Raw genomic sequence first — 25,551 nt, forward strand, 5'->3', positions numbered from 1 at the left:
TAAAAGAAAACCACCGGATTATGATAAAATAATCCGGCGGTTGTTCAGTTTAATTTATCATAGATTATATGGTCAAACCAATTCTGGCAAAAACATAGCGTCCGTTAAATCCGAATTGCTGGCCTGTACGCGAGTAGATAAAGTATCCTGCACCTCTATTCCCTGCATTGTTCTTATCAGGATAAATATCGAAAACGTTGTTGGAGCCTACACTTAGTTTCAGGTTTTTATTGAAATCATATCCTACAACAAGGTCTGTTATTATTCTCGGATCGTATGTCTGGGCATCTGCTTCTATGTTGGTGGCTGCATCGGTTGATCCGAAGTAGACATTGCGAAGCAGGAATGACCATTTGTCGAGGCTATAGTTCAAAGAAAGGTTTACCTTCACTCTCGGAGTAGCAGATTCTATATAAATCCGGCTGGCCCTGTCCAGATAAGAGTTTTCTTTTCCGGCTAGTATGGTTGACGAGTGTACATCTCCTACAACATTTGTTTTTGAGAATGTTCCGGAAAGGTCTATTCTCAGATTTCCTTTTCCTAACTGATCTTGATATGTCAGTACTGCATCAATTCCTTTAGTTTCAGTATCAATTGCATTGGCAAAGAAACGGGCTGATGATGCTCCTACCTGATACAGTAGTTGATATATTTCTTTGTCTTGGGCAGATGCTTCAGCCGCATTGCTTCCTGTGAATTGTCCTGTATAGATAATGCGGTCATCGATGCGGATAAAGTAACCATCGACAGTAGCTTTGAACTTTCCGAAGTTGGCTGTAAGGCCTCCGCTCACGCTGAATGATTTTTCTTCTTTCAGTTTAGGTATACCCAGTAATTTGGCTGCACGGCTATCGTTAGTGAATGTTCCTGATTGTACAATTACCCCGTCAGTCCATACGCTGGATGTTGCACTAAAGTAACGTTGATGAAGAGATGGAGCCCTGAATCCTGTATTGGCTGCTGCCCGAACCGAAAGTATATCATTAAACTTGTAACGGGTAGAGAGTTTCCAATTTAATGTAGAACCGAAGTCCGAATAGTTTTCGAAACGCAAAGCTCCGGCTACTAACCATTGAGGAGTAAAGTTTACTTCCACATCGCCGTATGCAGCAAAAGAAGAACGGCGTGCATCGACTGCATTTTCGGGTCTGAATCCGGGGAATGCCTGTGCTCCGCCTGCATATGCAGAACCATTTTCGGCGAACAGTGTCTGAACCGATCCATTGATATCCGATACGTATATAGGATTGCCATCGGCATCAGTTCCTATCTGTGTAGCTTTTCCGTAATCGCGGTAAGACGATTCCTCTCCTTGACGGATAATGTAATTTTCATATCTGTGTTCTAATCCGAAAGCCACATTTACACCCGATAAGGCATCTGCAAAATTACGGTCTATATCTAAGTTGGTTGTATTTTGAGTAAAGCTGTATCCTCCGGCATCGAAACTGGTAGGAGAACTTTTTCCTAATGATGCATTCAAGCTGTTTTCGGTTGTAAAATCTATCTTGTTGTTGCCATAGGTGTTTGAAAAATCGACATTCCATCCCGATACTTTCCCTCTTATACCTGTCGCAAGTGACTTGTCGTAGTTGTTGGTTACGATTAAAGGTAAATATCCATCGGGATATATTTCAGAAATGTTTTGGGTAAGCTGAGCCGGCTGACGTCTGAATGCCGTAGATTCTCCCTGACGATAGTTTAATCCACCGAAAGCATAAAATTCGGTTTCATTCTTCACCGGTATTACACTGTTGAAGAATAATGCGCCCCCTCTGCTTTCCGATTGTCCGATACGCGAAACATAGTCGGCTCTGGTTTCACCTCTACGTGCTAATTCTTCGTCTGTGATATCCGCTCCGGTAGGATTAGGATAAAGGTCGGGTCTGTTATAGTCGGTAAATATTGTTCCTGTAAATTCTTTCTGGCGGTTGGTTGGTTTACGGTAATTATACACCCCGGCCAGGTTAAGGAAACCTCCTTTATCTCCGAGTTTGATTCCGTAATTGGCATCTACATCTACTCTTTCCCCGTCAATATCCCCTTCCGAATTTCTGGATATATTAGCACCTGTTGAAGCATTGAATTTTAGCTGGTCGGTCGAATCTTCAAGGATAATATTGATAACTCCGGCAATGGCATCAGATCCGTATTGTGCTGCTGCTCCGTCGCGAAGAACTTCTATACGTTTAATAGCTGAAGTTGGAATTGCATTCAGGTCGGCTCCTACCGATCCTTTACCCACTGTTCCGTTTATATTGATAAGGGAAGTGGTATGGCGCCGTTTCCCGTTGATTAATACGAGTACCTGATCGGGTCCTAACCCTCTTAATGTGGCAGGATCGATATGATCGGTTCCGTCACTGATAACCTGTGTGTTTGAATTGAAAGAAGGAACTACATAATTGAGTATTTGTGTAAGTGAAACCTGAGGAACGTCTTTCAAAGTTTGTCCGTCGATAACATCTACAGGAACCGGAGTTTCGAGACGTGAGCGTCCGCCACCGCGTGAGCCTAATACCACAACCTCACCCAGCTCTTTGGATGATAACTCAAAATCTTGTTTTCCGTCTTGATTCTCTTCAAGCCTTACGTTCGCTGTTTTTTGATAATAGCCAAGATAGCTTGCAGCCAGAGTGTATGTTCCGGGAGCAGTATTTATCTCATAGTTTCCGTTTTCGTCGGTTACTGTATTGATGTTAGTACCCTCTACTCTGACTATTGCTCCGGCCAGAGGAGTTTCGTGGTCATGAATATTTCCTTTTATTGAGATTGTTTTCTGTGCGAAAAGTGTAGATGATCCTATTGCTAAAAGTGCGAATACTGAGTATATTATTTTTTTCATTTGTCGGTTTTTTATTTGATGTTGAATTTTATTGTTACTGAAAACTGATAAATCAACAACATCGCATGAAAACCGATTGCGTTTTTATTTTTAAAAAACTGAGATGGAGACTTACTCCTAAAATGCGTTCGTTTCTTCTCTTTTTGTCTAATCTTGTAAGCTCCATAGCTGCGTTGTTTCAATAATTTTATTGAGACAAAGGTATGTAGTGTTAATAAGTATGAAAATACCATAGATTAGGTATATTTCTTTGAGAAAAAAAGAACCCCTGCCTTTCTACATTAAGGCAGGGGCTTTTATATTGGAATAGCTATTTGTTTATTGTTTTACTGTTTCTTTTTTCGCAAGTTCGGCCTGGATTACTACATTCTTCAGATATTCGTATTCTAGCTGAAAACATTCCGAGAATATTTTGTCATCGGCAAAGCTTTCTTCAATTTGTTTGGTTGTCCAGAATTTACCATTAAGGAGGCTTATGCTTTTTAATTGGCTTTCGGTCTCGATACGTGCCACAAATAAAAATATTAACCGTTTGGTGTTTTCGTTCTCAAAAACATATTTGATAAGAAAATTGAACGGTAATTCCTGCATATTCAATAGTCTCGATATACTGTTGCGGACAGCTATATTAATCTCGTGATTGAATAGCATATACTTTTCGAAAGGATGGTCGTAGGTTCCCGGATCAAGAGGGGCAGAGTCTGATCTTTTCTGGAGATATATTTCTCCGTTATGGATCAATGCTACTCTGACAACCGGATGCATAAACCTGTTTTTCATTTTCGATGAAACCGAACGCGCTATCCGTCCTGTTACCTCGCCTGATTCATTTACGATCGGCAGCCATTCTTCTTTTCTTAGTTGCTTGATTATACTCCGGGTTTTTACTTCTTCATAGATTATAATAGTCACGAGTATGGCTATGGGTATAATACAGTATATGGTTAAGCTGGCTTCCCACAAATATTTTTGAGGCTTTAAGAATGAAAAGATCAGTATTGCAAAAAGGTAGAGTGTTATTGTATATTGGGTTAATCTGGCTATTTCAAATATTTCGCTTAAAAATGTTTTTTGTACAATACTTTTTTTCTTCCCTAAATAGAGGCTGATATATGTTTTGGATAATCGGCTTATAAAGAGTATTGTTGTAAACGTAACAAAGTAAAGCACAAGGTAAAATACCGGCGGAAAATCTTGCAAGTCAGACAATAATTTGACTATCAGTGTTATACCTAATGCAATAGAATTGAATAGAAAAATAAGCCCGCAAACACTTGCCTTTGTGTATAGTCTTAACGCTATATCTATAAGTATCGAAAATACTATAGATATGCTAAGCGAGTAAAGGACATTATTAGTTGTCCAAAACAGGATAATGTAAAGTATTCCAGTAATCAATCCTAAAGAGGGGTTGATCAGATACTTTTTTATGCCTTTTGTTATCATATATGTTTGAAATATTCCTAGGCCATGTTATAGCAAAAATAACCATTTTGTGACATGCCTAAATGTCAATTTTTCTTTTTTTAGTCTTAGCGTTGTCAACTTTTGGTTTTATATAAACAACTGATTTTACCTTTTGTTTATATAAAAGAGATTTAAAAGTAATATATTAAAGTTATTATTCAGCTATAGAGTACAATATAACAAGCCATATTTGGAAAATATTTCTTTTTGCCAATAGAGAAGGGATTAAAAATAGAGAACCCGTCTGGGTTCTCTGCCTTATTGTTAGGTATTTATGGTAAAATAAGATTTTTTACTGGTTGGTGAGGAAATTGATAACTTTTTGATATAAATAAGCCCTGTTGTTTTCTCCTAAAATAGAGTGATTGAGATCGGGGAAAATAAATAAGTCAAACTGTTTATCAGCTTTGATTAAAGCGGAAGTATAATCTATGGTATTCTGGAAGTGAACATTATCATCAGCCGTTCCATGTATGAGTAGCAATTTGCCAGATAGGCTGGATGCCAGATCTATTGGAGATCCGTGTCCGTAACCTGTAGGGTTTTGCTGAGGAGTACGCATATATCTTTCGCTATAAACCGAGTCGTAATAACGCCAGTCGGTAACGGGAGCAATTGCAATTCCTGATTTAAAGACACCTTTGCTGCGGCTGAGGCTCATCAGTACAGTATACCCTCCATAACTCCAGCCCCATATTGAGATATTGGCAGGATCGATGTATGATAACGTTCCGAAATATTTAGCAGCGGCTATCTGGTCGTCCGATTCTTTGATCCCGAGGTTCATGTATGTGCATTTGCGGAACTCCTGTCCACGGGCACCTGTTCCCCTTCCATCCACAGAAGCAACTATATACCCCTGATTGACGAGATAATGTACCCAGTCTATATTAAAGCGGTCTAATACTTCCTGTGAGTCGGGCCCACTATATTGAACCATAAGTAATGGATATTTTTGCGATGGGCTGAAGTTAGCCGGCTTCATAATCCAAGCATTCATATCTGTTCCATCTGCTCCTTTTACAGTGATGAATTCTTTCTTTGGGATTCCGGAAGAGGCTACCTTGCTTTGCAGGGCTTTGTTGTCTTCCAATATTCGTAACTCTTTTCCTGACGCATCGTTTAGTGTTACTAAATTAGGGGTTGAGGCATCAGACCAGTTGTTTATAAAATACTTGCCATTAGAACTGAATTTTGCAGTATTATATCCGGCTTTAGGAGTAAGCTTGCTTTTGGTATCTTTTGTGATATCTACTTTGTATATTGATCTTTGTAGCGGGCTGTCTTCTGCTGCCTGATAGAATACTGTTTTTGACACAGGGTCACAAGCAAGTATCTCAGTCACATCGTAGTTGCCGGAAGTTAGCTGTTTTTGTTCCACACCGGCCATCGAATATAAATAGATATGGCTGTATCCGCTTTTCTCACTGATATATGTAAACTGATCACCTATGAAATGGATAGAGTGCAAGAAGTCGTAATTAATGTATCTGTCGTTTTGCTCCTTTAATGCGAGTTTACTTATAAGCGAACGTGGGTCTGCAAAATAGAGGTTGAAATCGTTCTGTTCCCTGTTCAGGGTCATTACTGCCAGTTGCGAGTTGGGTGCGAAAACTATCCGGGGAATATATTCAAATGATGTATTTGCCGGAAACTTAATCTCGCGTATTGTTTTTGATTCTATATCAAATATATTACATCCGACCTTTGAGTTAGCCTCGCCTGCTTTTGGATATTTGAAGGAGGTGAGGGTCGGATAAAGTTGTCTTTTGAAATACTGAAATGAGAATTCCGGGACTTGCGTTTCGTCGAATTTTACAAAGGCCAGTAGCTGATTGTCGGGCGAGAAGTCCATTAGTTCTGTAATAGAAAATTCTTCTTCGTATGCCCAGTCTGTGGCTCCGTTGATGATTTTCCCGAATGATCCGTCTTTCGTTATTTGCGATTCGGTGTTGTAATCGAATTTGGCCAGCCATATATTATTGTCTAAAACGTAAGCTAACATCCGTCCGTCACGAGAAAAAACAGGCGATTGTTGTTTTCCTTTGTTTTCTGTCAGTTTTCTGACCAAGTTGCGGCGTATGTCGAAGTAATAATAGTCGGCTTTGAAAGAACGCCTGTATATAGGCTCACTGCCAGTGTATACAAGTAAGCGGTTTTCGTCGGGGCTTATCAGGTAACCTTCGAAGTTGGATATATTACAGTCGCGGGCCGTAGCGACATCAAAAACTGTGGCAACCGGTTGGCCTGTTTTATATGAATATTTGACTATTTGTGTCCGCTCGTTATTAGGCTGATAATAAAATTCACCATCAGCCGACGAAACTGTCGCTGGTACATTCATGGGGCGATATGCTCCCGATGTAATATCTTTCAGGTTTAGCGATTGGGCGAAAGAACAAGTCGCTATCATAAGTGCAAGAAGCAAAAAACAAGCTTTTTTCATACTTTTCATGATTTTCTACAATACAAATATACATTCTTTCGCAGTAGAATCTTATCTTCGTTCTCATAAAAAGCTATATTGTAATGATAAATGAAGTCCCATACGATCAGGTTCTGGAAATAAGACATAAGGTAATGTATCCCGATAAACCCAAAGATTCAGTTATTCTTCCCGATGACAAAAAAGGGTTACATATTGGATACTATAAAGACGATAAGCCGGTAAGTATTGTTTCTCTTTTCCTGAATTTGGAAACGAAGGAGTTGCAGTTTCGTAAATTAGCTACACTGGTTGAATTCCAAAATAGAGGGTATGGATCTCAGTTGGTACGCTGGATATTGGATTATACAAAGGATCTTCAATTTCCCAGAGTATGGTGTAATGCCCGTGTTGAGAAAATTGATTTTTACAAAAAGTTTGGTTTTACCGAAACCGATCAGGTATTCGAGAAAAATGGCTTTAAGTATGTGGTTTTAGAAAAATGTTCTTTCTGACCTTTTATTCTTTAGCTTCGGAGTCGGTTATGTTTTCTTCCTGATTATCTTCTCTTAGCTGTAATTCTTTTTCTTTGAGAATAAGGATTTCTTTCATGAAATCTTTATCGAAATTGACTTTTTGATAGGTTGCTTCCGCCGCTTTCTGTTGCGATTCTTTTTTCGAAAAACCTTTACCTGTTCCGCATTCGATATCGTAGATATAGATGGTTGTAACAAAAACCGGGTTGTTATTGTCGTCGACAAACGACTCTATTAATCTGAACTCTACCGGAATTTTGTGTTTTTGACCCCATTCTATTAGTCTCGATTTGAAATTGACTTCCTGTTGTGCTACAGATTCTATATTCAGATATGCCTGTATAAGCCTCTCGTGTACAAAGCGTTTTGCCACGCGGTATCCCTGATCCAGATATATTGCCCCGATCAGAGCTTCGAGGGCATTTCCGTACATGTGGGTTTTATGGTTTGCTGTTTTTGCCGAGGATTTTATAAGACGGTCCAGTCCAAGATCCAAGGCCAGCTTATTCAGTGTTTCCCGCTGAACTATTTTGGATCGCATATTGGTAAGAAAGCCTTCTTTCTTGTACTCAAACTCTTTGAATACGATATCAGCAACGATGGCATCGAGTATCGCATCCCCTAAAAATTCGAGGCGTTCGTTGTTTATCCAGCGTCCGTCCTTCATTTTTATAGAGGAAGATTTATGCAATAGGGCTTGCTCGTACAATGTTATATTATACGGATAGAAATTAAGTATTTTGTAGAAAGAAATATAAGGCTCTTTCCGTTTTTGAGGAAAAAGCCTTACAGTTCGGTATAGTTTCTTAAGCACTTCTTACTTCTTAAACTTCTTCACAATTACACATGCGTTATGACCACCAAATCCAAATGTATTTGAAAGTGCGGCTCTAACTTCTCGTTTCTGAGCTTTATTGAATGTAAGATTCAATTTGTAATCGATTTCAGGGTCTTCGTCTCCTTCTGTAAAGTTGATAGTTGGAGGAACGATGTCGTTCTGAACGGCGAGTGTAGAAAATATAGCTTCAACTGCGCCGGCAGCACCTAACAAGTGACCTGTCATTGATTTGGTTGAACTTATATTCATATTATATGCATGATCGCCAAATACCTCCTTGATTGCTTTGATTTCCGAAGGGTCTCCTACAGGTGTTGATGTTCCGTGTACATTGATATAATCAATTTCACTTGGATCCATATTTGCGTCTTGGAGTGCATTTCTCATTACCAGTTTAGCACCTAAGCCTTCAGGGTGAGATGCTGTAAGGTGATAAGCATCGGCAGACATTCCGCCACCTACTATTTCTGCATATATTTTAGCTCCACGAGCTAAGGCATGTTCAAGCTCCTCAAGTACTAAACAGGCAGCACCTTCTCCCATCACAAATCCGTCGCGGCTTGCGCTGAAAGGGCGTGAAGCTGTCTCCGGAGAGTCGTTACGGGTAGACAAAGCCGTAAGGGCATTGAATCCGCCAACACCGGATATGGCTATCGCTGCTTCTGCACCACCAGCTATCATTACATCTGCTTTTCCTAAACGGATAATGTCAAATGCCGAAATAGCGCTGTGGGTAGATGAAGCACATGCTGATACTGTTCCGAAGTTTGGCCCGCGAAGGCCATGTCTCATTGAAATAAGGCCTGATGCTATATCCGATATCATCTTAGGGATGAAGAACGGATTGAATTTAGGGCCTAATTCGATATGAGTAAAGTAGTTTGCTACTTCTTCTTCGAATGTTTTAATACCGCCGATTCCCGCAGAAACAATAACACCGACTCTATCCTGATTTACTTTTTCGAAATCAAGACCGGCATCGGCAATCGATTCTTCTGATGCAGCAACTGCAAGTTGGGTATATCTGTCTGCTTTGCGAAGTTCTTTACGGTCGAAGTATTTACCAGGATCGAAATCTTTTACTTCACAAGCAAATTGGGTTTTGAACTTTGATGCGTCGAATTGAGTAATGGGGCCGGCTCCACTAACTCCGTCGATGGCATTTTGCCATGATGTTTTCACATCATTACCAATCGGAGTTACTGCACCCAGACCCGTTACTACTACTCTTTTTAATTCCATAATTTGTTATTAGTGGAAAAAAGATTATTTTGCGTTAGCTTCAATATAAGAAACAGCGTCTCCTACAGTTGAAATTTTTTCAGCTTGGTCATCAGGAATAGAAATACCGAATTCTTTTTCGAATTCCATGATAAGTTCTACAGTGTCAAGCGAGTCAGCACCTAGGTCGTTAGTGAAACTTGCAGTATTAGTAACTTCTGTTTCTTCAACACCTAATTTATCAACGATAATAGCTTTAACTCTTGATGCTACGTCAGACATAACTTTTTGATTTTAATTATTAATATAAATTTTATTTCTATTTTTGTCGATGCAAAGTAAACGTATTTTACTAATACGATACAAATATTTTGCCTAGAAAATTCGTTAAAACTGCACATTTTATGTTTTTGTGTGCAAAATTATAATTCCCGATTATGCTGCGTGTCGCTATTTTTGCATCCGGATCTGGTTCTAATGCCGAGAATATTGTTCTGTATTTCAAAGAGAGAGGTATTTGTGCAATTGATACTATAATCTCAAATAAACCTGATGCTTATGTACACGAGAGAGCAAAAAAGTTGGGTGTGGAATCTATTACTTTTTCGAAAAATGATTTCTCAGAGGGTGACAAAGTTCTCCAATATCTGAAATTGCGCCAAATAGATTTTATTGTTTTAGCCGGATTTTTACTGAAAGTTCCCCAAAATCTCATAGAAGCTTACCCTGATAAGATTGTAAATATACACCCTGCGCTTTTACCGAAGTTTGGAGGAAAAGGTATGTATGGCGATAATGTACATAAAGCTGTGATTGAAGCCGGAGAAAAAGAATCGGGTATCACTATCCATTATATAAATGAGAATTATGACGAGGGAGGTATTATCTTTCAGGCTAAATGCGATGTCCTTCCCGGAGATACATACGAAGATGTTGCTGATAAAGTGCATAAACTCGAATACGAGCATTTCCCGAAAATCATAGAGTCTATTCTCAAATAAATTTATAGAAGAGCAAACCAATTGCTCTTTTTTATTTGGAGCGAATGTCTATATTTGCGGTCAATTCATTTAACCTTAATTATTAACACACTTGAAAAATGAAAAATTTTCCAGACTCATCAAAAACTTATAGAGTATTATTCTCCTTTTTATTGTTATTTGCTTGTGTTTCTTTATCTGGACAGATCCATACTGATCAGAATGGAATAAAAACCTCTGTTCTTTATGCTATTTCTGCAAATCAGGCGCAGGCACGGCGTTTTGAAGTTGCTACTATTGGTTATAACTCATACCATTGGCAATCTACAGGAATATTGATTGTTGAATTATTTAATAGTCATTATGGAACGGGATATGAGAAGTATACTGTGGAAATAGGTTATAGTCAAGGAGCACAGGGTGATCCAGTGGTGAAATTGATTGATTCACAAGGAATGTATCATTATGCCAAAGTTACTTTAGGAGAACCTTACGATTTATCTACTAGTTATAATAATCAGAAAAACAGAGCAATCCCTGTTTATGTAGATGTCAAATATCATAGTACATACAAAGTTAGATTAACTTATTTACGGGCTAGAGTAAATGATGTTACTACATTGAATCAGATTAAAATACATGAAACCCCTACACCAATTGATATTCCGGATTTTACAATACCTACAACCCTTGATAACCATATTAGAGTAGCCGGAACCGGAGACCACTATATTACAAATGGTAATGTGGGTATTGGTACTTCAACTCCTAAAGAAAAGCTGGATGTTGCCGGAACTATCAGAGCCAAAGAGGTAAAAGTAGAAATTAATGCCGGAGCCGATTATGTTTTCGATAAGGATTATGATCTGAAACCATTATCTGCCATAGAAGAATTTGTAAGTGAGAATAAACATCTGCCCGAAATTCCATCCGAAAAAGAAATGCAGGAAGATGGTTTGAGTGTAAATGAATTCCAAATCAAGTTATTAAAGAAAATAGAAGAACTTACACTATATATTATTGAACAAGATAAAGCGATGAAGACTCAGAACAAAAATATTGAAAGACTTCAACAAGAATTGGACAAGTTGAAGCAATAATAGAATTAGATAAAATATTAAAAAGCCCACAGAACTAATATCTCTGTGGGCTTTTGCTTTTCTATTTTATCACACTGATAGTGTAACTGTAAGAATATTCTTTTGCTTTGAACCGGTATTGATCGAGAGGTGTAGCTCCCCATGAGTTTAAACCGGCAACTCCCCGTTGAAACAAGTCGATACATAATACGACTTCGTTTCGGGGTAAAACGTCGGATGCGTGTTGTTGTTTCTTGGTCATACCCGGGTCTAAATCTTCGGGCTTGTTATTGGTTGCACTTACCGAAAGAGGCTGTAAACCATCGATACGAATACCCTTCTTTTCGTTATTTTGTAGGGTTAACCAACGGACATCGGTTTTGTTACCTGTTTCCTGCGGACGGAAATATGGGTATGCCTGTTCTTCTACTTTTCCGGACCAGATGCCCATAAAGGTATCGTAATGGCGGTCTACATAGTTTTCCCAAGGTCCTCGGCCGTACCAGGTAAATTCGTCCATGTTTTTAGGAAGGGTCATCAACATACCGAATCGCATCATCTCCGGCAGATCATCCGAGAGGGCTTTGTAACGCGCATTGATGGTCAGGTTTCCGTTTTCACTCACTATGTACGTGAGTTCTACCTGTGCTTCTATTCCCTGCAATTTTGCAAGATATGATAAAGAAGCTCCTTCACTCGTTTTCAGTATGCCTTTGTATGTATATGTCACATTATATCCTGCTGCATCCCATAGGCGCAGTTTGTATTGTGATCCGTCTCCGAAATCATTATCGGTAGGTGCTCTCCAGAAATTGAGGCGCGGAAGTTCGTTAAAAATACGGTTTCCGTTGTCAGTCATATTTATGAGAGCTTTATTGTCTTTAGTTGAAAACTCGTAGGTGAGTGTTCCTGATTTGATTATGATCTTTCCGTCAGGTTTTTCTACTGTTAATAAGCCTGAATAGCTCTTTTGAGTGAAATAATTATTGTCTTTGAAAGCAAATTCTTCTTTGGCTACTTCGAATCCGGCAGGAAGAAAATCGGTCTTTTCTTTATTATAAGCGAATACCTGTAGAAAATATTCCACACCTGTATCGAAAGAAAGTTTAGGTAAGTTTAGTTTCACTTCTTTTTGACTATCTGCAGAAACGTTTGCTTCGAAATTCTGTTCGGCTACCTTCTCTCCATTTTTTAATAATACCCATTTGTATGAATAGTTTTTGGAGGTGAGATCCGTGAATTTGAAGTCGTTGATAATAGTTATCACTCCGTTATTCAAATCTTTCGCTTTAAACAGGATATTCTGATATACTTTTTTTACGATATGGGTGTGTGGCAGGTAAGTCTGATCGGGAGCGATTACTCCGTCCATACAGAAATTTCCATCATTCATTTTATTATAACCTTTCAGGTCTCCACCATAGGCAAAATACTCACGGCCTTGTTCGTCTTTTGTTTTGTATCCATGATTGTACCATTCCCATATAAAACCTCCCTGCATATTCTTGCTGCTTCGCATAAGATCCCAGTAATCCTGAAAGTTACCCATACTGTTTCCCATGGCGTGAGCATATTCGCACATAATATACGGGCGTCCCAGATTTTTCTTTGCATCTTCTACCATCGAATTCCATGAAGGGTACATAGGAGCAAGGATATCGGTATTACGTGCGCTATTGGATGTATTGCGGTAATTGAATGGCTGTTCGTACTGCACAGGACGGCTATTGTCGCGAGCTTTTGCCCAGTCATACATATCGAAAAAGGCTGTGCCGTTACTTGCCTCATTACCCAATGACCAGAATATGACAGATGGGTGGTTTTTATCTCTTTCGACCAGTCTTTGTATACGGTCCAGATGTGTTCCGTGCCATTGGGGATTATTTGCGACATTGTCTGGTCCGTAGCCTAATCCGTGAGATTCCAGATTGGTTTCATCTACGAGGTAGATACCGTATTGGTCACATAATTTGTACCAAAGGGGTTGCTGCGGATAGTGGGAGGTACGCACGGCATTTATGTTAAGCTCTTTCATTAGCTGTAGGTTTCGTATCATTTCTACCCGGGTCACAACCTGACCGGTATTGGTATTGAACTCATGCAGGTTTACCCCTTTGAAATATATCTTTTTACCATTGATGAATACTTGGCCGTCTTTTATTTCTATTTTCCGGAATCCGATTTTGGTTGAAGTGCTTTCTATAATTTTATCGTTTCCATCTTTTAAAGTGATCAGAAGTGTGTATAGATTCGGGGTTTCTGCAGTCCATTTGAGGGGCGAAGATATTGATCCGGATAAGCTTATTTGCGCTATATCTCCGGCAGGTATGGCGATTAGGTGAGATTTTGATAATACCCTTTTTTCCGATTTGTCTAAAATTGCGACTTCCACTTTTTGTGTTTTTACATTGTCGGAATAATTTTTCAATGACAGATCAATGCTGAATAAGCCGTTTTTATAATTTTTGTCCAGATCGGGATGGGCGAAAAAATCTAATATGCGGGTTTCGTCTGTACTATATAGGTATACACTCCGGTTGATTCCTCCTAATCTCCACATGTCCTGATCTTCGAGATATGATCCGTCGCTAAACTTATGTACTTCACAAGCAAGTGTATTTCTTCCTTTCCGGATATAAGGTGTTATATCAAACTCGGCAGGGCTTTTAGAATTCTCGGTGTAACCGACTTCCTGTCCGTTTACCCATACATACATTGCATTAGTTCCTCCTTCGAAGTGAAGGAAAACACGCCGTCCATCCCAATTTTCGGGAATGTCAAATGTATGGCGGTATACTCCTACAGGCGCATCCTCCCGGTCAATGAAGGGTGGATTTTTGGGAAATCCAAAACCAATATTTACGTACATTGGGATCCCGTATCCGTTGAATTCCCAATTTCCGGGGACAGGCATATTGCCCCATTGGCTGATATCGAAATTTTCTTTATAAAATCCGTCGGGGATATCTGCGGGTTTCGGTGCCCAGAAGAATTTCCATATGCCATCTAATGATTTATAGTATGGCGAAGATGTATAATTGTCTTCGATTGCTTGTTCTTCTGTTGCATATGGTAGAGAGGTTGCCCGGGTTGCTTCTTTATTCACAGCAAATATCTCGGGGTTTTCCCAATTCGGAGCCGGTTGTTGTGCTGACAGGAGTAGGTTTGCTGTCAAGAATATGGACAGATACAGAGTTTTTATCATGGTAGCAGGTCGTTATGAAAGTTAAATAATTATTGTACTCTACACAAAGATAAGAACTTCTGTATAAGGATGTGAATACAAATCATTCTAAAACGAATAGATTCCGGGCAATAATATAAAAAGACAGCTCTTTTGTGAGCTGTCTTTCCCATTTTTATATTTTGGTAATCAATATTTAGTCATCAGTTCTTTGAAGTACCATATCATCTTTGCAAAATTGTCGAGAGTGATATGTTCGTTTTCATTATGAATCGATCGTTGTTCTGATAGGCTTAAGTTGAGCGGCATGAAACGATAGATATTATCACTTACCGATTGGTACTTGTATGCATCGGTTCCGCCGATAGTAATATATGACGATACAATGGCTTTGGGATATAATTCGGCCATCGTCTTTTTGATAATTTCGAAACCTCTTGTATCCAACGATGAAATAGCAGAAGGTTCACGGGCTGAAATAGTTTCAATTTCTACATTATAACCCTCACAGAGTTTGTCAACATGTTTTTTTACATCATCCACTGTTTCGCCCGGAAGAATCCGGAAGTTAACAGTTACTTCTGAAACCGAAGTCAATACATTTGCAGCATCGCTACCTTTTGCCATACTGATAGCTGTGGTTGTGCGAATCAGTGCATTTGAAGAAGGACTTTTACTGAATGTGCTGATCAATAGTGGTTTCAGAGCCCATTGATTGGCAATAGCTACCTGTGATGCAAAATTCATTTCGCCTCCGATATTGTCAAGGAATGAGGCAATAGGAGATATAATTTTAGAAGGCATCTGGTTGTTATTTAATTTTTCTATTATCTCGGCAGCATATACCAGCGAACTTTTGGCAGGGGGCATAGATGCGTGTCCTCCTATTCCGTGGACTTTTATCCGAAGAGTGAGAAATCCTTTTTCACCGATACCGACCAATCCCAGTGGCTTTTGTATAGATTCTAACGCAGATCCTGGTGCGGCAATAATTCCTCCTTCGTCATAAACGGCGTCGAATGTCAGATCTTGCTGTTTAAAATATTCGGCGATTTGGATAGCTCCCTGGCGGCCTCCGACCTCTTCGTCATGTCCGAATGCAAACCAGATATCTCGTTCGGGTTGAAACCCTTGTGCGATAAGTGTATCTGCTGCTTCAAATAGTGAGAATAGCATACATTTCATATCAAGTGTACCCCGTCCGTAAATACGCCCGTCGGCTACTGCTCCGGAAAATGGCGAATAGTCCCATTTTGATTGTATAGTGTCGGCAGGAGGGATAACTGCATCTCCGGGACGAAATATGGTATCACTTGCAGTTTCTGTTTCGGGATTATAACCGATAACTGGAACTACATCGTAATGCGAAAGGAATAATATTGGTTTCAAATCGCTGTTTTTTCCTTTCCAATGGAAGACCAGCCCGTATTTATTGACTGTAATAGTATCCATTGCTTTGTATATTTCGGGATATGCTTTAGGCAGGTATACTTTGAAATCATCAAAAGGTTTGAAGTATGTGTCCTCATAGACCTCTGTGCTGACAGTAGGGATACGTATTCCTTCGGCAAACCGCTTGATTGATTTTTCTGTTAATGGAGTTTCAGGAGTTTGTCCCTCTTGGACAGTATCTGTTTTAAGGAAAGGATAAGTCAAAGTCCTGATTACTAGAATTGCGATAAAGATCACCAATAATGCAGCTATAACCATAGCTATCTTTTTTATATTCATACTGTTTTTCTTTTTCGAATGTATTTTACCGGTTATTCTGGTATCTCTGAATATGAGATATCCGCATTTTCTGCCCGGTTAATTATTTTTTGTTAAAACAAATATGAAATAAGAAATGTTTTATGATGTAACTGATATTGTTGTGAATATGTGTATTAAAGGGGGTTATCGCAAATTGTAATGCAGGGTTGCTATAGGTTTATTCAAGGATAAGAAAACCGTCGGTTAATGCCTTTTCGTATTTTTCCTTATCAAAAGAAAATAGAGCCGAATCTTTTACTCCAAATTTCTTACTTACTTCATCCAATTTATATACAAGTCCGGCAGCCAGCATTTTTCGCTGAAAATTACGCCTGTCGAGTTTCTTCTGTAGTATTGTCTCGAAAATAATGCGCATTTCTGTCATTGTAAATTTCTCGGGTAAAAGTTCATAGCCGATAGGAGATATAGAAAGGCGTATACGTAGTGTATACAATGCTTTTTCTAAGATTTCGTTGTGATCTGAGTATAGTTCGGGGATATCTTTAAGATCGAACCATGCAATTTCCTCGTCTTCATTTGTTTCTATTTTGACTTTCGAGTATTCGACCAGTGCATAGTAACCAATGCTGACAAACCGTTGCATCAGCCAATGTTTTTCCCTGTCTTTCGGGTTTTCGAAGCCACGCAGAATAAGCATCTCCTCGTTCTCCGGTAGTTTAGTCCTCTTCCAATCTCCGAATGTATGGAATTGCTTCAAATATACATTTTCTAGACCTGTCCTGTTTTTCAGTACCCTGTCGGCAGCAGTATCTATACTTTCTTCTTTTCCGACGAATCCACCCGGTAGCATCCATTGGGTATAATATGAAAATTTGTTTAGTAAAACTTTCATATTACCATCATGAAATCCAAATATTACACAGTCAACAGACACTCCTTGCTGGAGAGAATCGCCATCGATTTGCAGAACTTTAGAACCTGCATACGATTTTTTGCTAGTATGTTTATCAGTAGGCATTTGAGACACAAAATTTTCTGATTTTCAAAGGTACAATAACCCTTTAACAAATTCTAGGTATTTAGCATATTTTAACCACACATGTATAGTTATGCTGTAAAACATATTTCTTTTAAAAGTCCTTATTCTCACTCGATTTATTGACCTAATATCGTCTAATTCTACCTCCTGCACATTTTTTAGATTTGGAAATAAAAATTTATTATCGTTATATTTGCGTCTAATCAACACATCAATGTGTTTGAAAACGCATCATTGAGTTTGTGGGACGCTTTTTGCTTGATGCTAATTTCAACCTGCTTACAGAATTATAAGATTTAAGATCATGAGACACCTCTTCCCTTCTTTTATTTAACAAAAAGCCCGGATTGTGTGGTCTAAAAACGACATCTATTTAAAAATAACATAGCCAAAATCAATTTGGTCTAATCAAAAGCGAACCTCAGGTTTAACGAACTGAAAAATTATGAAAAAAACATTAGTCGGAATTTTTGCGTTGCTTGCATCTCTTTCAGCGCAGGGGCAAAATGGTTCTACCTTCAACATCGTAGAAAATGATAATGGGGCGACCCTCGGGTACTCACCGAACTCTGGTGTGAAAATAATAACGGTCAATGGATTAAAATTCAAAGATCTGAACAAAAATGGAAAACTGGACAAATACGAAGACTGGCGCCTACCGGCAGATGAACGAGCCAAAGACTTGGCTAAACGTATGACTGTAGAACAGATTGCGGGTTTGATGTTATACAGCGGACACCAATCGTTGCCTTCGGCAGCAAGTGGTTTTGGAGCCGGAACTTATGGCGGAAAAATTTTTGCAGAAAGTGGACTTCAGGCATGGGCGCTATCAGATGCTCAGAAGGTATTCTTAAAAGACGATAATCTAAGACATGTTCTTATTACGAAAGTTGAAAGCCCGGAAGTTGCTGCCCGTTGGAACAACGAAATGCAGGCATGGGTGGAAGGTGTAGGATTGGGAATTCCTTGTAATACCAGTTCAGATCCTCGTCATTCGGGTCAGGCAGCAGGAAACACGAAAGCTGAGTTTAATGCCGGAGCAGGTGGTGCTATCTCTATATGGCCCGACGGACTGGCAATGGCGGCTACATTCGATCCATCCATTACAAAACAGTTTGGGAACATCGCAGCTCAGGAATACCGTGCATTAGGTATCGGAACAGCTTTGTCTCCACAGATAGACTTAGGAACAGAGCCCCGTTGGTACCGCATCTCTATGACATTCGGCGAAAGCCCTGAATTGGCAACAGATATGGCAAGAGCATACATTGATGGTTTCCAGACTTCAACCGGAAAAGATGAAATAAAAGACGGTTGGGGATACAAGAGCGTAAATGCAATGGTAAAACACTGGCCGAGCGGAGGCCCTGAAGAGGGTGGACGTGACGGACACTGGGCTTTCGGTAAATTTGCCGTATATCCCGGAAATAATTTCGAAACTCACTTGAGACCGTTTACCGAAGGTGCTTTCAAATTGCAGGGAAGTACGGGTATGGCTTCAGCTGTAATGCCATATTACACTATCAGTTATAATCAGGCTAAAGATGGTACCAACTATGCGAATGGTTTTAGTAAATATATTGTAACTGACTTGTTGAGAGAAAAATATGGTTACGACGGTGTTGTGTGTACCGACTGGCTTATAACAGGAGACGAAGGCGCAACACCGGATCAGTTTATGGGTAAACCATGGGGTGTAGAAGATAAGTCTATTGCCGAAAGACATTACATCGCACTAATGGCCGGAATGGATCAATTCGGAGGAAACAATGTAATGGGGCCTATCATCGAAGCTTATGATATGGGGATAAAAGAGCATGGCAAAAACTTTATGAGAAACCGTTTCGAGCAATCGGCAGTTCGTCTTTTAAAGAATATTTTCCGCCTTGGTCTATTCGAAAATCCGTATTTGAATCCACTGGAAACTGCAAAAATTGTGGGTAACCCCGATTTTATGCAAGCCGGTTATGATGCACAGGTAAAATCCGTTGTGATGTTGAAGAACAAATCAAAAGTCTTACCTATCAAAGAAAAGAAAACAGTATATATTCCTAAGAATTATTATCCTTCTACAAAGAGCTGGTGGGGAGACTGGTCTAATCCTTCTTTAGATTATCCGGTAGATATCAATATGGTGAAGAAATATTACAATGTAACAGAAGACCCTAAAAAAGCAGACTTTGCCATAGTATTTGTATCGAGTCCATACAGTAATAACGATGGGGGAGGTTATGACCTGAATGACAGAAAAGAAGGTGGTAATGGGTATGTGCCTATCTCTTTACAATATTCTACTTATACGGCAGTTGATGCCCGTGACCATAGTATCGCAGCCGGAGACAAGGTTATTGACCCTACCATCAAAGACCGTGGATATAAAGGTAAAACAGTTACGGCATCGAATACAATGGATCTGTCTACAATCTTGACTACAAAAAATCAAATGGGAGAAAAACCGGTGATTGTTGTCGTGAATTTGGCTCGTCCGATGGTATTTAATGAGTTCGAACATCGTGTTGATGGTATCGTAGCCCGTTTCGGAATAGGAGAACAACCTGTATTGGATATTATCTCAGGTAAATATGAACCATCGGGATTATTGCCGGTACAAATGCCTGCAAATATGTCTACTGTAGAAAAACAAGCTGAAGATGTACCTTATGATATGGAATGTCACAAAGATACAGAAGGCAATGTATATGATTTCGCTTACGGGCTTAACTGGAAAGGTGTGATAAAAGATGCACGTACAGCGAAATATTCAAAAAAATAAATCATTTACCATAAAACACAATATATAGAATGAAAAAATCAGTAAAGAAAGTATCTCTTATTCTAGCTTTGGGTGGGTTTTTTGTAGGAGGTATCAATGCTCAGGAGAAAGCAGCGCAAGATACAACGAAGGTAAAAGAAGGCGACCGTAACATGATGCTTAACGCAGCATCTGCAAACTCGGGTCCCCGTGAAGTAAATGTTGGTTTACCTGCTACTGTAGGTGGTACAACCGTATTGGAAAATAACCTGCCTGTTGTATACTTCTACTGGCCTGAGTTCCCTTACAAATCGTGGCGTATGGATGCTATGACCAATGGGGTTAAGGTAAGAGATCTTGGACAAACTGCTATTCATGTTGGTGATGTAGGTTTTTCTATGGATACATACGATAATTTAGGAACGGATAATTTCAGAGGAAGCGGAAGTCTTGGTTCTAATCACTTTGGTTTGATCAAACAGGATTTTAATGTAAGCGGGCCTCTTGGAAACGGATTCAAATTCTCGCTGGGAACTTTTATCAACTTTGACCCGGGTACGTACAAGAATAAATATACCGAGAGATATTACAGCGACCAGACTGTATTATTGAAAGGTGCATTGAGCAAAGATTATACTTTCGGTAATGGTAAAGGTTCTATTGCACTGATGTATAAGTATGCCAGTTCTAAAGGTATGTCTACTCAGTTATCAGCTCCTTATATCTATAAAAAAGACGGATCGGTTAAGGAACTGGATGGTTTCAAAATCGGAGGAGATTCGTATGTATCAGGTCAGACATATGATTTATTAGATTCTTATTCGGGAAAACGGGTTGAACGGGATGCGTTGAATGATTATGGCTCTGAAACGCATACAATTGATTTGATAGGTAAAAATAATTTTGATAACGGATTGTACTTCAATTATATTGTTCGTGCACACTCAGCCAGAACAGGAGCATTTCTTCCTGTAATGACAGGTGTTTCCGGCAGTGAGGCGGGTAAATATACTTATGCGGATACCGGAGAAGAATATACAGGAAACAATGTGCAAACAGTAATGGTTATCGCATCCAGAAAGACTCCTATCAAGTCTCTTACTTCAACATTCGAAGTAGGTAAAAAATCGGGAAGACATAGTTGGAATGTAGGTTTGAATGCGTGGGTTTATGATATCAATAAATTTTTATCAGAGTCAACCATGTTCTATCAGGAAGTTTCTGCTAACCCCAGACGTCTTGTTGGTGCAAGCGGAAGTACTTATTTCAGTGATGGTAACGAATATCATGACGGTACAGAAACCAAAACAGCTTTGTTTGCTACAGACAAATGGGAAATATCGGATGTATTTACTTTGAATTTGGGTGCTCGTCTTGAATACCAGGCATTGAGGGGTAACTATATTGATAAGACTACTATTGTAAGTGGTATTCCGTATATGGATAACAAAAAGACTGATATTGATGAAAATTTCCTGAATAAAGCTTTCATGGCTAGTGCCGTTTATAAAATGACAAGATCGTTCGGCCTGCTAGGAGAATTGACTTATAACGAGCAAGCCGGACACTTGGAAAACTATTCGGCAGGTAACTATCCTGACCTGAAACATTCTAAAATACCGGGAGCTACATTGGGGTTATTCTACAATCACCCGATGGTAAGTGTCGTTTCTAAAGCAACTTATATTCAGAAAGATAATTACAGAAGTACTGTAAACTTTACAAATCCTAACGATATCAGTCAGGTAAACCGTGCAGCAGTAAAATATGATATTCAAACAATCGGATGGACTACAGACGTAGTTGCAACTCCGTTCAAGAATTTCAACCTGCACTTCTTGTTGACTGTTCAATCTCCTAAGTATAAAAACTATGCAGGAACTGTAGAATTTGCAAGTGGAAATGTTGATTATAGTTTCAATGATAAAATCGTAAATAAGGTTTCTAAAGTTTTGATCGAGATCGACCCAAGCTACCAATGGGAGAAAGTTCGCATTTGGGCTAGTGCACGTTATTTCAGTAAAACGTATGCCAATTTGTCTAACTCATTACAATTGGCAAGTCGTTGGGAAACATTCGCAGGGTTGAATTATTCTTTCAACAAGAATCTTGATTTCAGTGCAACTTTTGTGAATTTATTGAATCAACGTGGTGCTCAGGGAACCATTTCGGGAACAGACCTACTTACTGACGAACAGGTTGATGAGAAGGTAGGAGCCGACGGTATTGTCGTGTCAGGAACGTATATCCGTCCGTTTACAGCAGAGTTTGGTATTAAATATAGATTTTAAGTTTTTGATGACAAGTATATTAAGGAGGGGATAAGTCCTCTCCTTAATAATTTAAACAGATAAAAACTATGAAAAAAAATTATTCTATTTTATGGGTGCTCCTTGTTGGTATACTCTTTACACAGTGTAAAGATGTCACATCATCGGCACCGCAACTGGGGCAAGCCCCTATAGATAGTGTTATTGCTGCAATGACACTCGAAGAAAAAGCATTATTGGTTGTCGGAAGCGGGATGGAAGGTCTCGAAGGGAATGAAGAACGTCAGGCTCCCGTAGTAGGTGAAACTAAGAAAATTGTACCCGGAGCTGCGGGAACAACTATCGCTATAGAACGATTGGGTATACCTGCTATTGTTGTAGCTGACGGTCCTGCAGGATTACGTATATCTCCAACCCGTGATAATGATGATAATACTTACTATTGTACAGCTTATCCTATCGAAACAGCTTTGGCTTCTTCATGGAATGTCGAACTTGTGGAGGAAGCAGGAAAATCTGTCGGTAACGAAGTTCGCGAATACGGAGTAGATGTGCTTCTGGCTCCGGCATTAAATATACACCGCCATCCTCTGGCAGGACGTAATTTCGAATATTATTCGGAAGACCCGCTCATCTCAGGAAAAATGACGGCTGCTATGGTAAAAGGTGTTCAATCGAATGGTGTAGGAACTTCTATCAAGCATTTTGCAGCTAATAATTCTGAGACCGAAAGACAAGGTCTGGAAACTAAAGTTAGCCAGCGCGCATTGCGTGAGATATATTTAAAAGGCTTTGAGATCGCAGTCGAAGAATCTCAACCTTGGACAGTAATGTCTTCTTATAACAAGATCAACGGAGTTGATGCTTCGCAAAGTGTAGACCTGTTGACTACTGTACTTCGTGATGATTGGGGCTTCAAAGGATTGGTTATGACTGACTGGTTTGGAGGATACGATCCTGTTAAACAAATGATTGCCGGAAATGATCTTCTGATGCCCGGAACTAAAAAACAAAAAGACCTGATTGTAGCAGCTGTTACAAACGGAATTTTAGACGAAAAAGTTCTGGATAGAAATGTTAAGCGTGTTTTAGAACTGATACTGGAAACTCCTCGTTTCAAAAAAGAAGCATTTTCAAACAAACCCGACCTAAAAGCGCATGCAATAGTGTCGCGGAATATAGCTACAGAAGGAATGGTATTGTTGAAAAACGATAATAATGCACTTCCTCTTACGGATGTGAAGAATGTGGCTGCTTTTGGTTTCAATTCATACGATTTTATAGCCGGAGGAGCCGGTAGCGGTGAAGTGAATAATGCATATACTGTATCGCTGGTAGAAGGGCTTGCTAATGCCGGATACACTCTGGATACGGAATTGGTAGATGTATATAAAAAATACATGGAGGTGGAAAAACCTAAAGTTCCACAGCCTAAGACTTTTAAAGATCCGGTTATTGCCATACCCGAAATGGCTGTTGATATGTCTTTGATAGAGAAAAAGGCTGAAACAACAGATGTTGCTTTTATCAGTATAGGTCGTATATCGGGCGAGTTCAGAGACCGTACACTTACTAATGACCAATACAAGATAGGTGATTATTATCTTACTCAGACCGAAAAAGATTTGATCAAGAACGTATCTAAGGTATTTAAGGCAAAAGGAAAGAAAACAGTGCTTATCCTTAATATAGGAGGAGTTGTAGAACTTACAGAAGTGAAGGATGCACCGGATGCAATACTTCTTGCATGGCAACCCGGACTGGAAGGCGGAAATGCTGTTGCTGATATCTTAAGTGGAAAAGTGAATCCTTCGGGAAGACTGGCTACAACTTTCCTTGCAAACTATAAAGATGTCGCAGCGAAAGATTTCCCGGGTACGCCTGTTGAGAAACCGACTCAAATTGATTATGCAGAAGGTATTTATGTAGGTTACCGTTATTATGATAAGTTCAATATCAAACCATTGTATGAGTTTGGTTATGGGTTGTCTTATACAACTTTTGAATATTCGGATTTGAAAGTTAGCCGTGAAGGCAATACTGTGAAAGTGAGTTTGAATGTTAAGAATACGGGTAGCCGCGAAGGTAAAGAGGTTGTACAGGTATATGTTGCTGCACCTAAGGGGCAGTTAGATAAACCGGTTCAGGAGTTGAGGACATTCGGGAAAACCAAACTTCTTAAACCGGGCGAATCACAGTCGTTTGCATTTGAGCTGAAAGATAAGGATATTGCTTCTTTCAATGAGAGCCTGTCTGCCTGGGTGGTAGAAAAAGGGCAATACGAGGTTCGTATAGGAGCATCATCCAGTAATATCAAACTAAAAGCACCATTTGTGGTAGACAGCGATGTTAATGTATTGAAGGTTAATAATGCTCTGGCTATGCAAGGTGCAAAATAAGGTCACAAGCCTTTAACAGATCAAGAATACACAAAATATGAGAAAAGTATTTTTTAGTTTAGTTTTCCTATTAGTTTCAATATATAGCTTTGCGCAGTTTACCAGCGCAAGCTATATGTCGAACGGCTTTACATTGCCTTATCAGGTAATGTTTCCTCAAAACTATGATGAGTCTAAAGCTTATCCGCTGGTAATCTTATTGCATGGTGCCGGAGAGCGGGGTAACGACAATGAGAAGCAGTTGACACATGGAAAACAATTCCTTATCGATAATTTCCAGTCAACTTATCCTGCTATTGTAATAGCGCCACAATGTCCTCTCGAAAGTTATTGGTCAAATGTTGAAAGACATCAGGTTGGACGAAAAATGTCTATGACTTTCGGACTTACCGATCAACCGACAGCAGCTATGTCTACCTTGATGAACCTGATTCAAAACTGGGTTTCTTCGGGTTCTGTAAATACCCGTCAGGTTTATATCGGCGGCCTTTCGATGGGAGGAATGGGTACACTTGAGTTATTATGGCGTATGCCTCAAACTTTCACCGCAGCTTTTGCTATTTGCGGGGGAAGTGATCTGGATAAGCTTCCGGTATATGCAAAACATACACCCTTGTGGTTATTCCATGGTGATGCGGATGTGGTTGTATCGGTCAATAATTCAAGGAATATTAATAAACGTCTGCTTGAACTGGGTGGTGAGGTTAAGTATACCGAATATCCGGGAGTTAACCATAATAGTTGGGAGAATGCATTTCAGGAAAAAGAACTTGCTTCGTGGTTATTTCAACATAAAAAATAAA

16 protein-coding genes are annotated in these 25,551 nt (G+C 39.4%); 7 read left to right on the top strand and 9 right to left on the bottom strand.

What is annotated here, in order from left to right; all coding sequences use genetic code 11:
• Window positions 1-64: 64 nt before the first annotated feature.
• The 3 genes from BUC12_RS13045 to BUC12_RS13055 all read right to left on the bottom strand — a co-directional run bounded on the left by BUC12_RS13045 (window position 65) and on the right by BUC12_RS13055 (window position 6,758).
• Window positions 65-2,845, bottom strand: a complete 2,781-nt coding sequence (locus tag BUC12_RS13045) for a TonB-dependent receptor (protein ID WP_062182201.1) — start codon at window positions 2,843-2,845, stop codon at window positions 65-67.
• A gap of 318 nt (window positions 2,846-3,163) precedes the next feature.
• Window positions 3,164-4,291, bottom strand: a complete 1,128-nt coding sequence (locus BUC12_RS13050; protein WP_062182204.1) for an NUDIX hydrolase — start codon at window positions 4,289-4,291, stop codon at window positions 3,164-3,166.
• A 313-nt stretch (window positions 4,292-4,604) separates the two neighbouring features.
• The gene (locus tag BUC12_RS13055) at window positions 4,605-6,758 is read right to left on the bottom strand and encodes a S9 family peptidase (protein ID WP_062182369.1); all 2,154 of its coding nucleotides are present in this window, start codon (window positions 6,756-6,758) and stop codon (window positions 4,605-4,607) included.
• A gap of 83 nt (window positions 6,759-6,841) precedes the next feature.
• On the opposite strand from BUC12_RS13055, the gene BUC12_RS13060 reads away from it, so the two are divergent.
• Window positions 6,842-7,252 carry a GNAT family N-acetyltransferase gene (locus BUC12_RS13060; RefSeq protein WP_062182207.1) on the top strand — a complete coding sequence of 137 codons (411 nt, stop codon included), beginning with the start codon at window positions 6,842-6,844 and terminating at the stop codon, window positions 7,250-7,252.
• A 4-nt stretch (window positions 7,253-7,256) separates the two neighbouring features.
• Here the strand turns inward: BUC12_RS13060 and rnc are convergent, their stop codons facing one another.
• From rnc to BUC12_RS13075, 3 genes are read right to left on the bottom strand one after another with little or no spacing between them, the layout of a single operon-like run.
• Window positions 7,257-8,087 carry a ribonuclease III gene (gene rnc / locus BUC12_RS13065; RefSeq protein ID WP_062182210.1) on the bottom strand — a complete coding sequence of 277 codons (831 nt, stop codon included), beginning with the start codon at window positions 8,085-8,087 and terminating at the stop codon, window positions 7,257-7,259.
• 3 nt (window positions 8,088-8,090) lie between these two features.
• Window positions 8,091-9,353, bottom strand: a complete 1,263-nt coding sequence (gene fabF / locus BUC12_RS13070; RefSeq protein ID WP_062182213.1) for a beta-ketoacyl-ACP synthase II — start codon at window positions 9,351-9,353, stop codon at window positions 8,091-8,093.
• A gap of 24 nt (window positions 9,354-9,377) precedes the next feature.
• Entirely contained in the window at window positions 9,378-9,614 is a 237-nt protein-coding gene (locus tag BUC12_RS13075) for an acyl carrier protein (protein ID WP_062182216.1), read from the bottom strand.
• A gap of 155 nt (window positions 9,615-9,769) precedes the next feature.
• Here BUC12_RS13075 and purN point away from each other — a divergent pair, with 155 nt between their 5' ends.
• The gene (gene purN, locus BUC12_RS13080) at window positions 9,770-10,333 is read left to right on the top strand and encodes a phosphoribosylglycinamide formyltransferase (RefSeq protein WP_062182219.1); all 564 of its coding nucleotides are present in this window, start codon (window positions 9,770-9,772) and stop codon (window positions 10,331-10,333) included.
• Between the two features lie 98 nt (window positions 10,334-10,431).
• A complete protein-coding gene (locus tag BUC12_RS13085) occupies window positions 10,432-11,412 on the top strand; it encodes a hypothetical protein (RefSeq protein WP_062182221.1) in 981 nt (326 codons plus the stop codon).
• A gap of 61 nt (window positions 11,413-11,473) precedes the next feature.
• Here BUC12_RS13085 and BUC12_RS13090 read toward each other — a convergent pair whose 3' ends face one another.
• The 3 genes from BUC12_RS13090 to BUC12_RS13100 all read right to left on the bottom strand — a co-directional run bounded on the left by BUC12_RS13090 (window position 11,474) and on the right by BUC12_RS13100 (window position 17,306).
• Entirely contained in the window at window positions 11,474-14,596 is a 3,123-nt protein-coding gene (locus BUC12_RS13090) for a beta-galactosidase, LacZ type (RefSeq protein WP_062182224.1), read from the bottom strand.
• 168 nt (window positions 14,597-14,764) lie between these two features.
• The gene (locus BUC12_RS13095) at window positions 14,765-16,306 is read right to left on the bottom strand and encodes a M20/M25/M40 family metallo-hydrolase (protein WP_062182227.1); all 1,542 of its coding nucleotides are present in this window, start codon (window positions 16,304-16,306) and stop codon (window positions 14,765-14,767) included.
• 199 nt (window positions 16,307-16,505) lie between these two features.
• Window positions 16,506-17,306 carry an NUDIX hydrolase gene (locus BUC12_RS13100; protein ID WP_062182230.1) on the bottom strand — a complete coding sequence of 267 codons (801 nt, stop codon included), beginning with the start codon at window positions 17,304-17,306 and terminating at the stop codon, window positions 16,506-16,508.
• Between the two features lie 466 nt (window positions 17,307-17,772).
• On the opposite strand from BUC12_RS13100, the gene BUC12_RS13105 reads away from it, so the two are divergent.
• The 4 genes from BUC12_RS13105 to BUC12_RS13120 all read left to right on the top strand — a co-directional run bounded on the left by BUC12_RS13105 (window position 17,773) and on the right by BUC12_RS13120 (window position 25,550).
• Entirely contained in the window at window positions 17,773-20,100 is a 2,328-nt protein-coding gene (locus BUC12_RS13105) for a glycoside hydrolase family 3 protein (RefSeq protein ID WP_062182233.1), read from the top strand.
• A 29-nt stretch (window positions 20,101-20,129) separates the two neighbouring features.
• On the top strand, window positions 20,130-22,370 hold the full coding sequence (locus tag BUC12_RS13110; RefSeq protein ID WP_062182236.1) for a TonB-dependent receptor: 2,241 nt from the start codon (window positions 20,130-20,132) through the stop codon (window positions 22,368-22,370).
• A 68-nt stretch (window positions 22,371-22,438) separates the two neighbouring features.
• On the top strand, window positions 22,439-24,748 hold the full coding sequence (locus BUC12_RS13115; RefSeq protein ID WP_062182239.1) for a glycoside hydrolase family 3 N-terminal domain-containing protein: 2,310 nt from the start codon (window positions 22,439-22,441) through the stop codon (window positions 24,746-24,748).
• Between the two features lie 37 nt (window positions 24,749-24,785).
• Window positions 24,786-25,550: a carboxylesterase family protein gene (locus BUC12_RS13120; RefSeq protein WP_062182242.1), complete on the top strand. Its 765-nt coding sequence runs from the start codon at window positions 24,786-24,788 to the stop codon at window positions 25,548-25,550.
• Window position 25,551 lies beyond the last annotated feature (1 nt).

It is taken from the genome of Indolivaga macrotermitis, assembly GCF_900128985.1.
GTDB lineage: Bacteria > Bacteroidota > Bacteroidia > Bacteroidales > Dysgonomonadaceae > Dysgonomonas_A > Dysgonomonas_A macrotermitis.

What these genes read in the sequence shown, in the direction of transcription:
- BUC12_RS13110 (WP_062182236.1), top strand. Translation starts at nt 20,130, where the DNA reads ATGAAAAAATCAGTAAAGAAAGTATCTCTTATTCTAGCTTTGGGTGGG.
- BUC12_RS13120 (WP_062182242.1), top strand. Translation starts at nt 24,786, where the DNA reads ATGAGAAAAGTATTTTTTAGTTTAGTTTTCCTATTAGTTTCAATATAT.
- BUC12_RS13100 (WP_062182230.1), bottom strand. Translation starts at nt 17,306, where the DNA reads ATGCCTACTGATAAACATACTAGCAAAAAATCGTATGCAGGTTCTAAA.
- BUC12_RS13045 (WP_062182201.1), bottom strand. Translation starts at nt 2,845, where the DNA reads ATGAAAAAAATAATATACTCAGTATTCGCACTTTTAGCAATAGGATCA.
- BUC12_RS13085 (WP_062182221.1), top strand. Translation starts at nt 10,432, where the DNA reads ATGAAAAATTTTCCAGACTCATCAAAAACTTATAGAGTATTATTCTCC.
- BUC12_RS13075 (WP_062182216.1), bottom strand. Translation starts at nt 9,614, where the DNA reads ATGTCTGACGTAGCATCAAGAGTTAAAGCTATTATCGTTGATAAATTA.
- BUC12_RS13095 (WP_062182227.1), bottom strand. Translation starts at nt 16,306, where the DNA reads ATGAATATAAAAAAGATAGCTATGGTTATAGCTGCATTATTGGTGATC.
- BUC12_RS13060 (WP_062182207.1), top strand. Translation starts at nt 6,842, where the DNA reads ATGATAAATGAAGTCCCATACGATCAGGTTCTGGAAATAAGACATAAG.
- purN (WP_062182219.1), top strand. Translation starts at nt 9,770, where the DNA reads ATGCTGCGTGTCGCTATTTTTGCATCCGGATCTGGTTCTAATGCCGAG.
- BUC12_RS13055 (WP_062182369.1), bottom strand. Translation starts at nt 6,758, where the DNA reads ATGAAAAAAGCTTGTTTTTTGCTTCTTGCACTTATGATAGCGACTTGT.
- BUC12_RS13105 (WP_062182233.1), top strand. Translation starts at nt 17,773, where the DNA reads ATGAAAAAAACATTAGTCGGAATTTTTGCGTTGCTTGCATCTCTTTCA.
- fabF (WP_062182213.1), bottom strand. Translation starts at nt 9,353, where the DNA reads ATGGAATTAAAAAGAGTAGTAGTAACGGGTCTGGGTGCAGTAACTCCG.
- BUC12_RS13090 (WP_062182224.1), bottom strand. Translation starts at nt 14,596, where the DNA reads ATGATAAAAACTCTGTATCTGTCCATATTCTTGACAGCAAACCTACTC.
- BUC12_RS13050 (WP_062182204.1), bottom strand. Translation starts at nt 4,291, where the DNA reads ATGATAACAAAAGGCATAAAAAAGTATCTGATCAACCCCTCTTTAGGA.
- BUC12_RS13115 (WP_062182239.1), top strand. Translation starts at nt 22,439, where the DNA reads ATGAAAAAAAATTATTCTATTTTATGGGTGCTCCTTGTTGGTATACTC.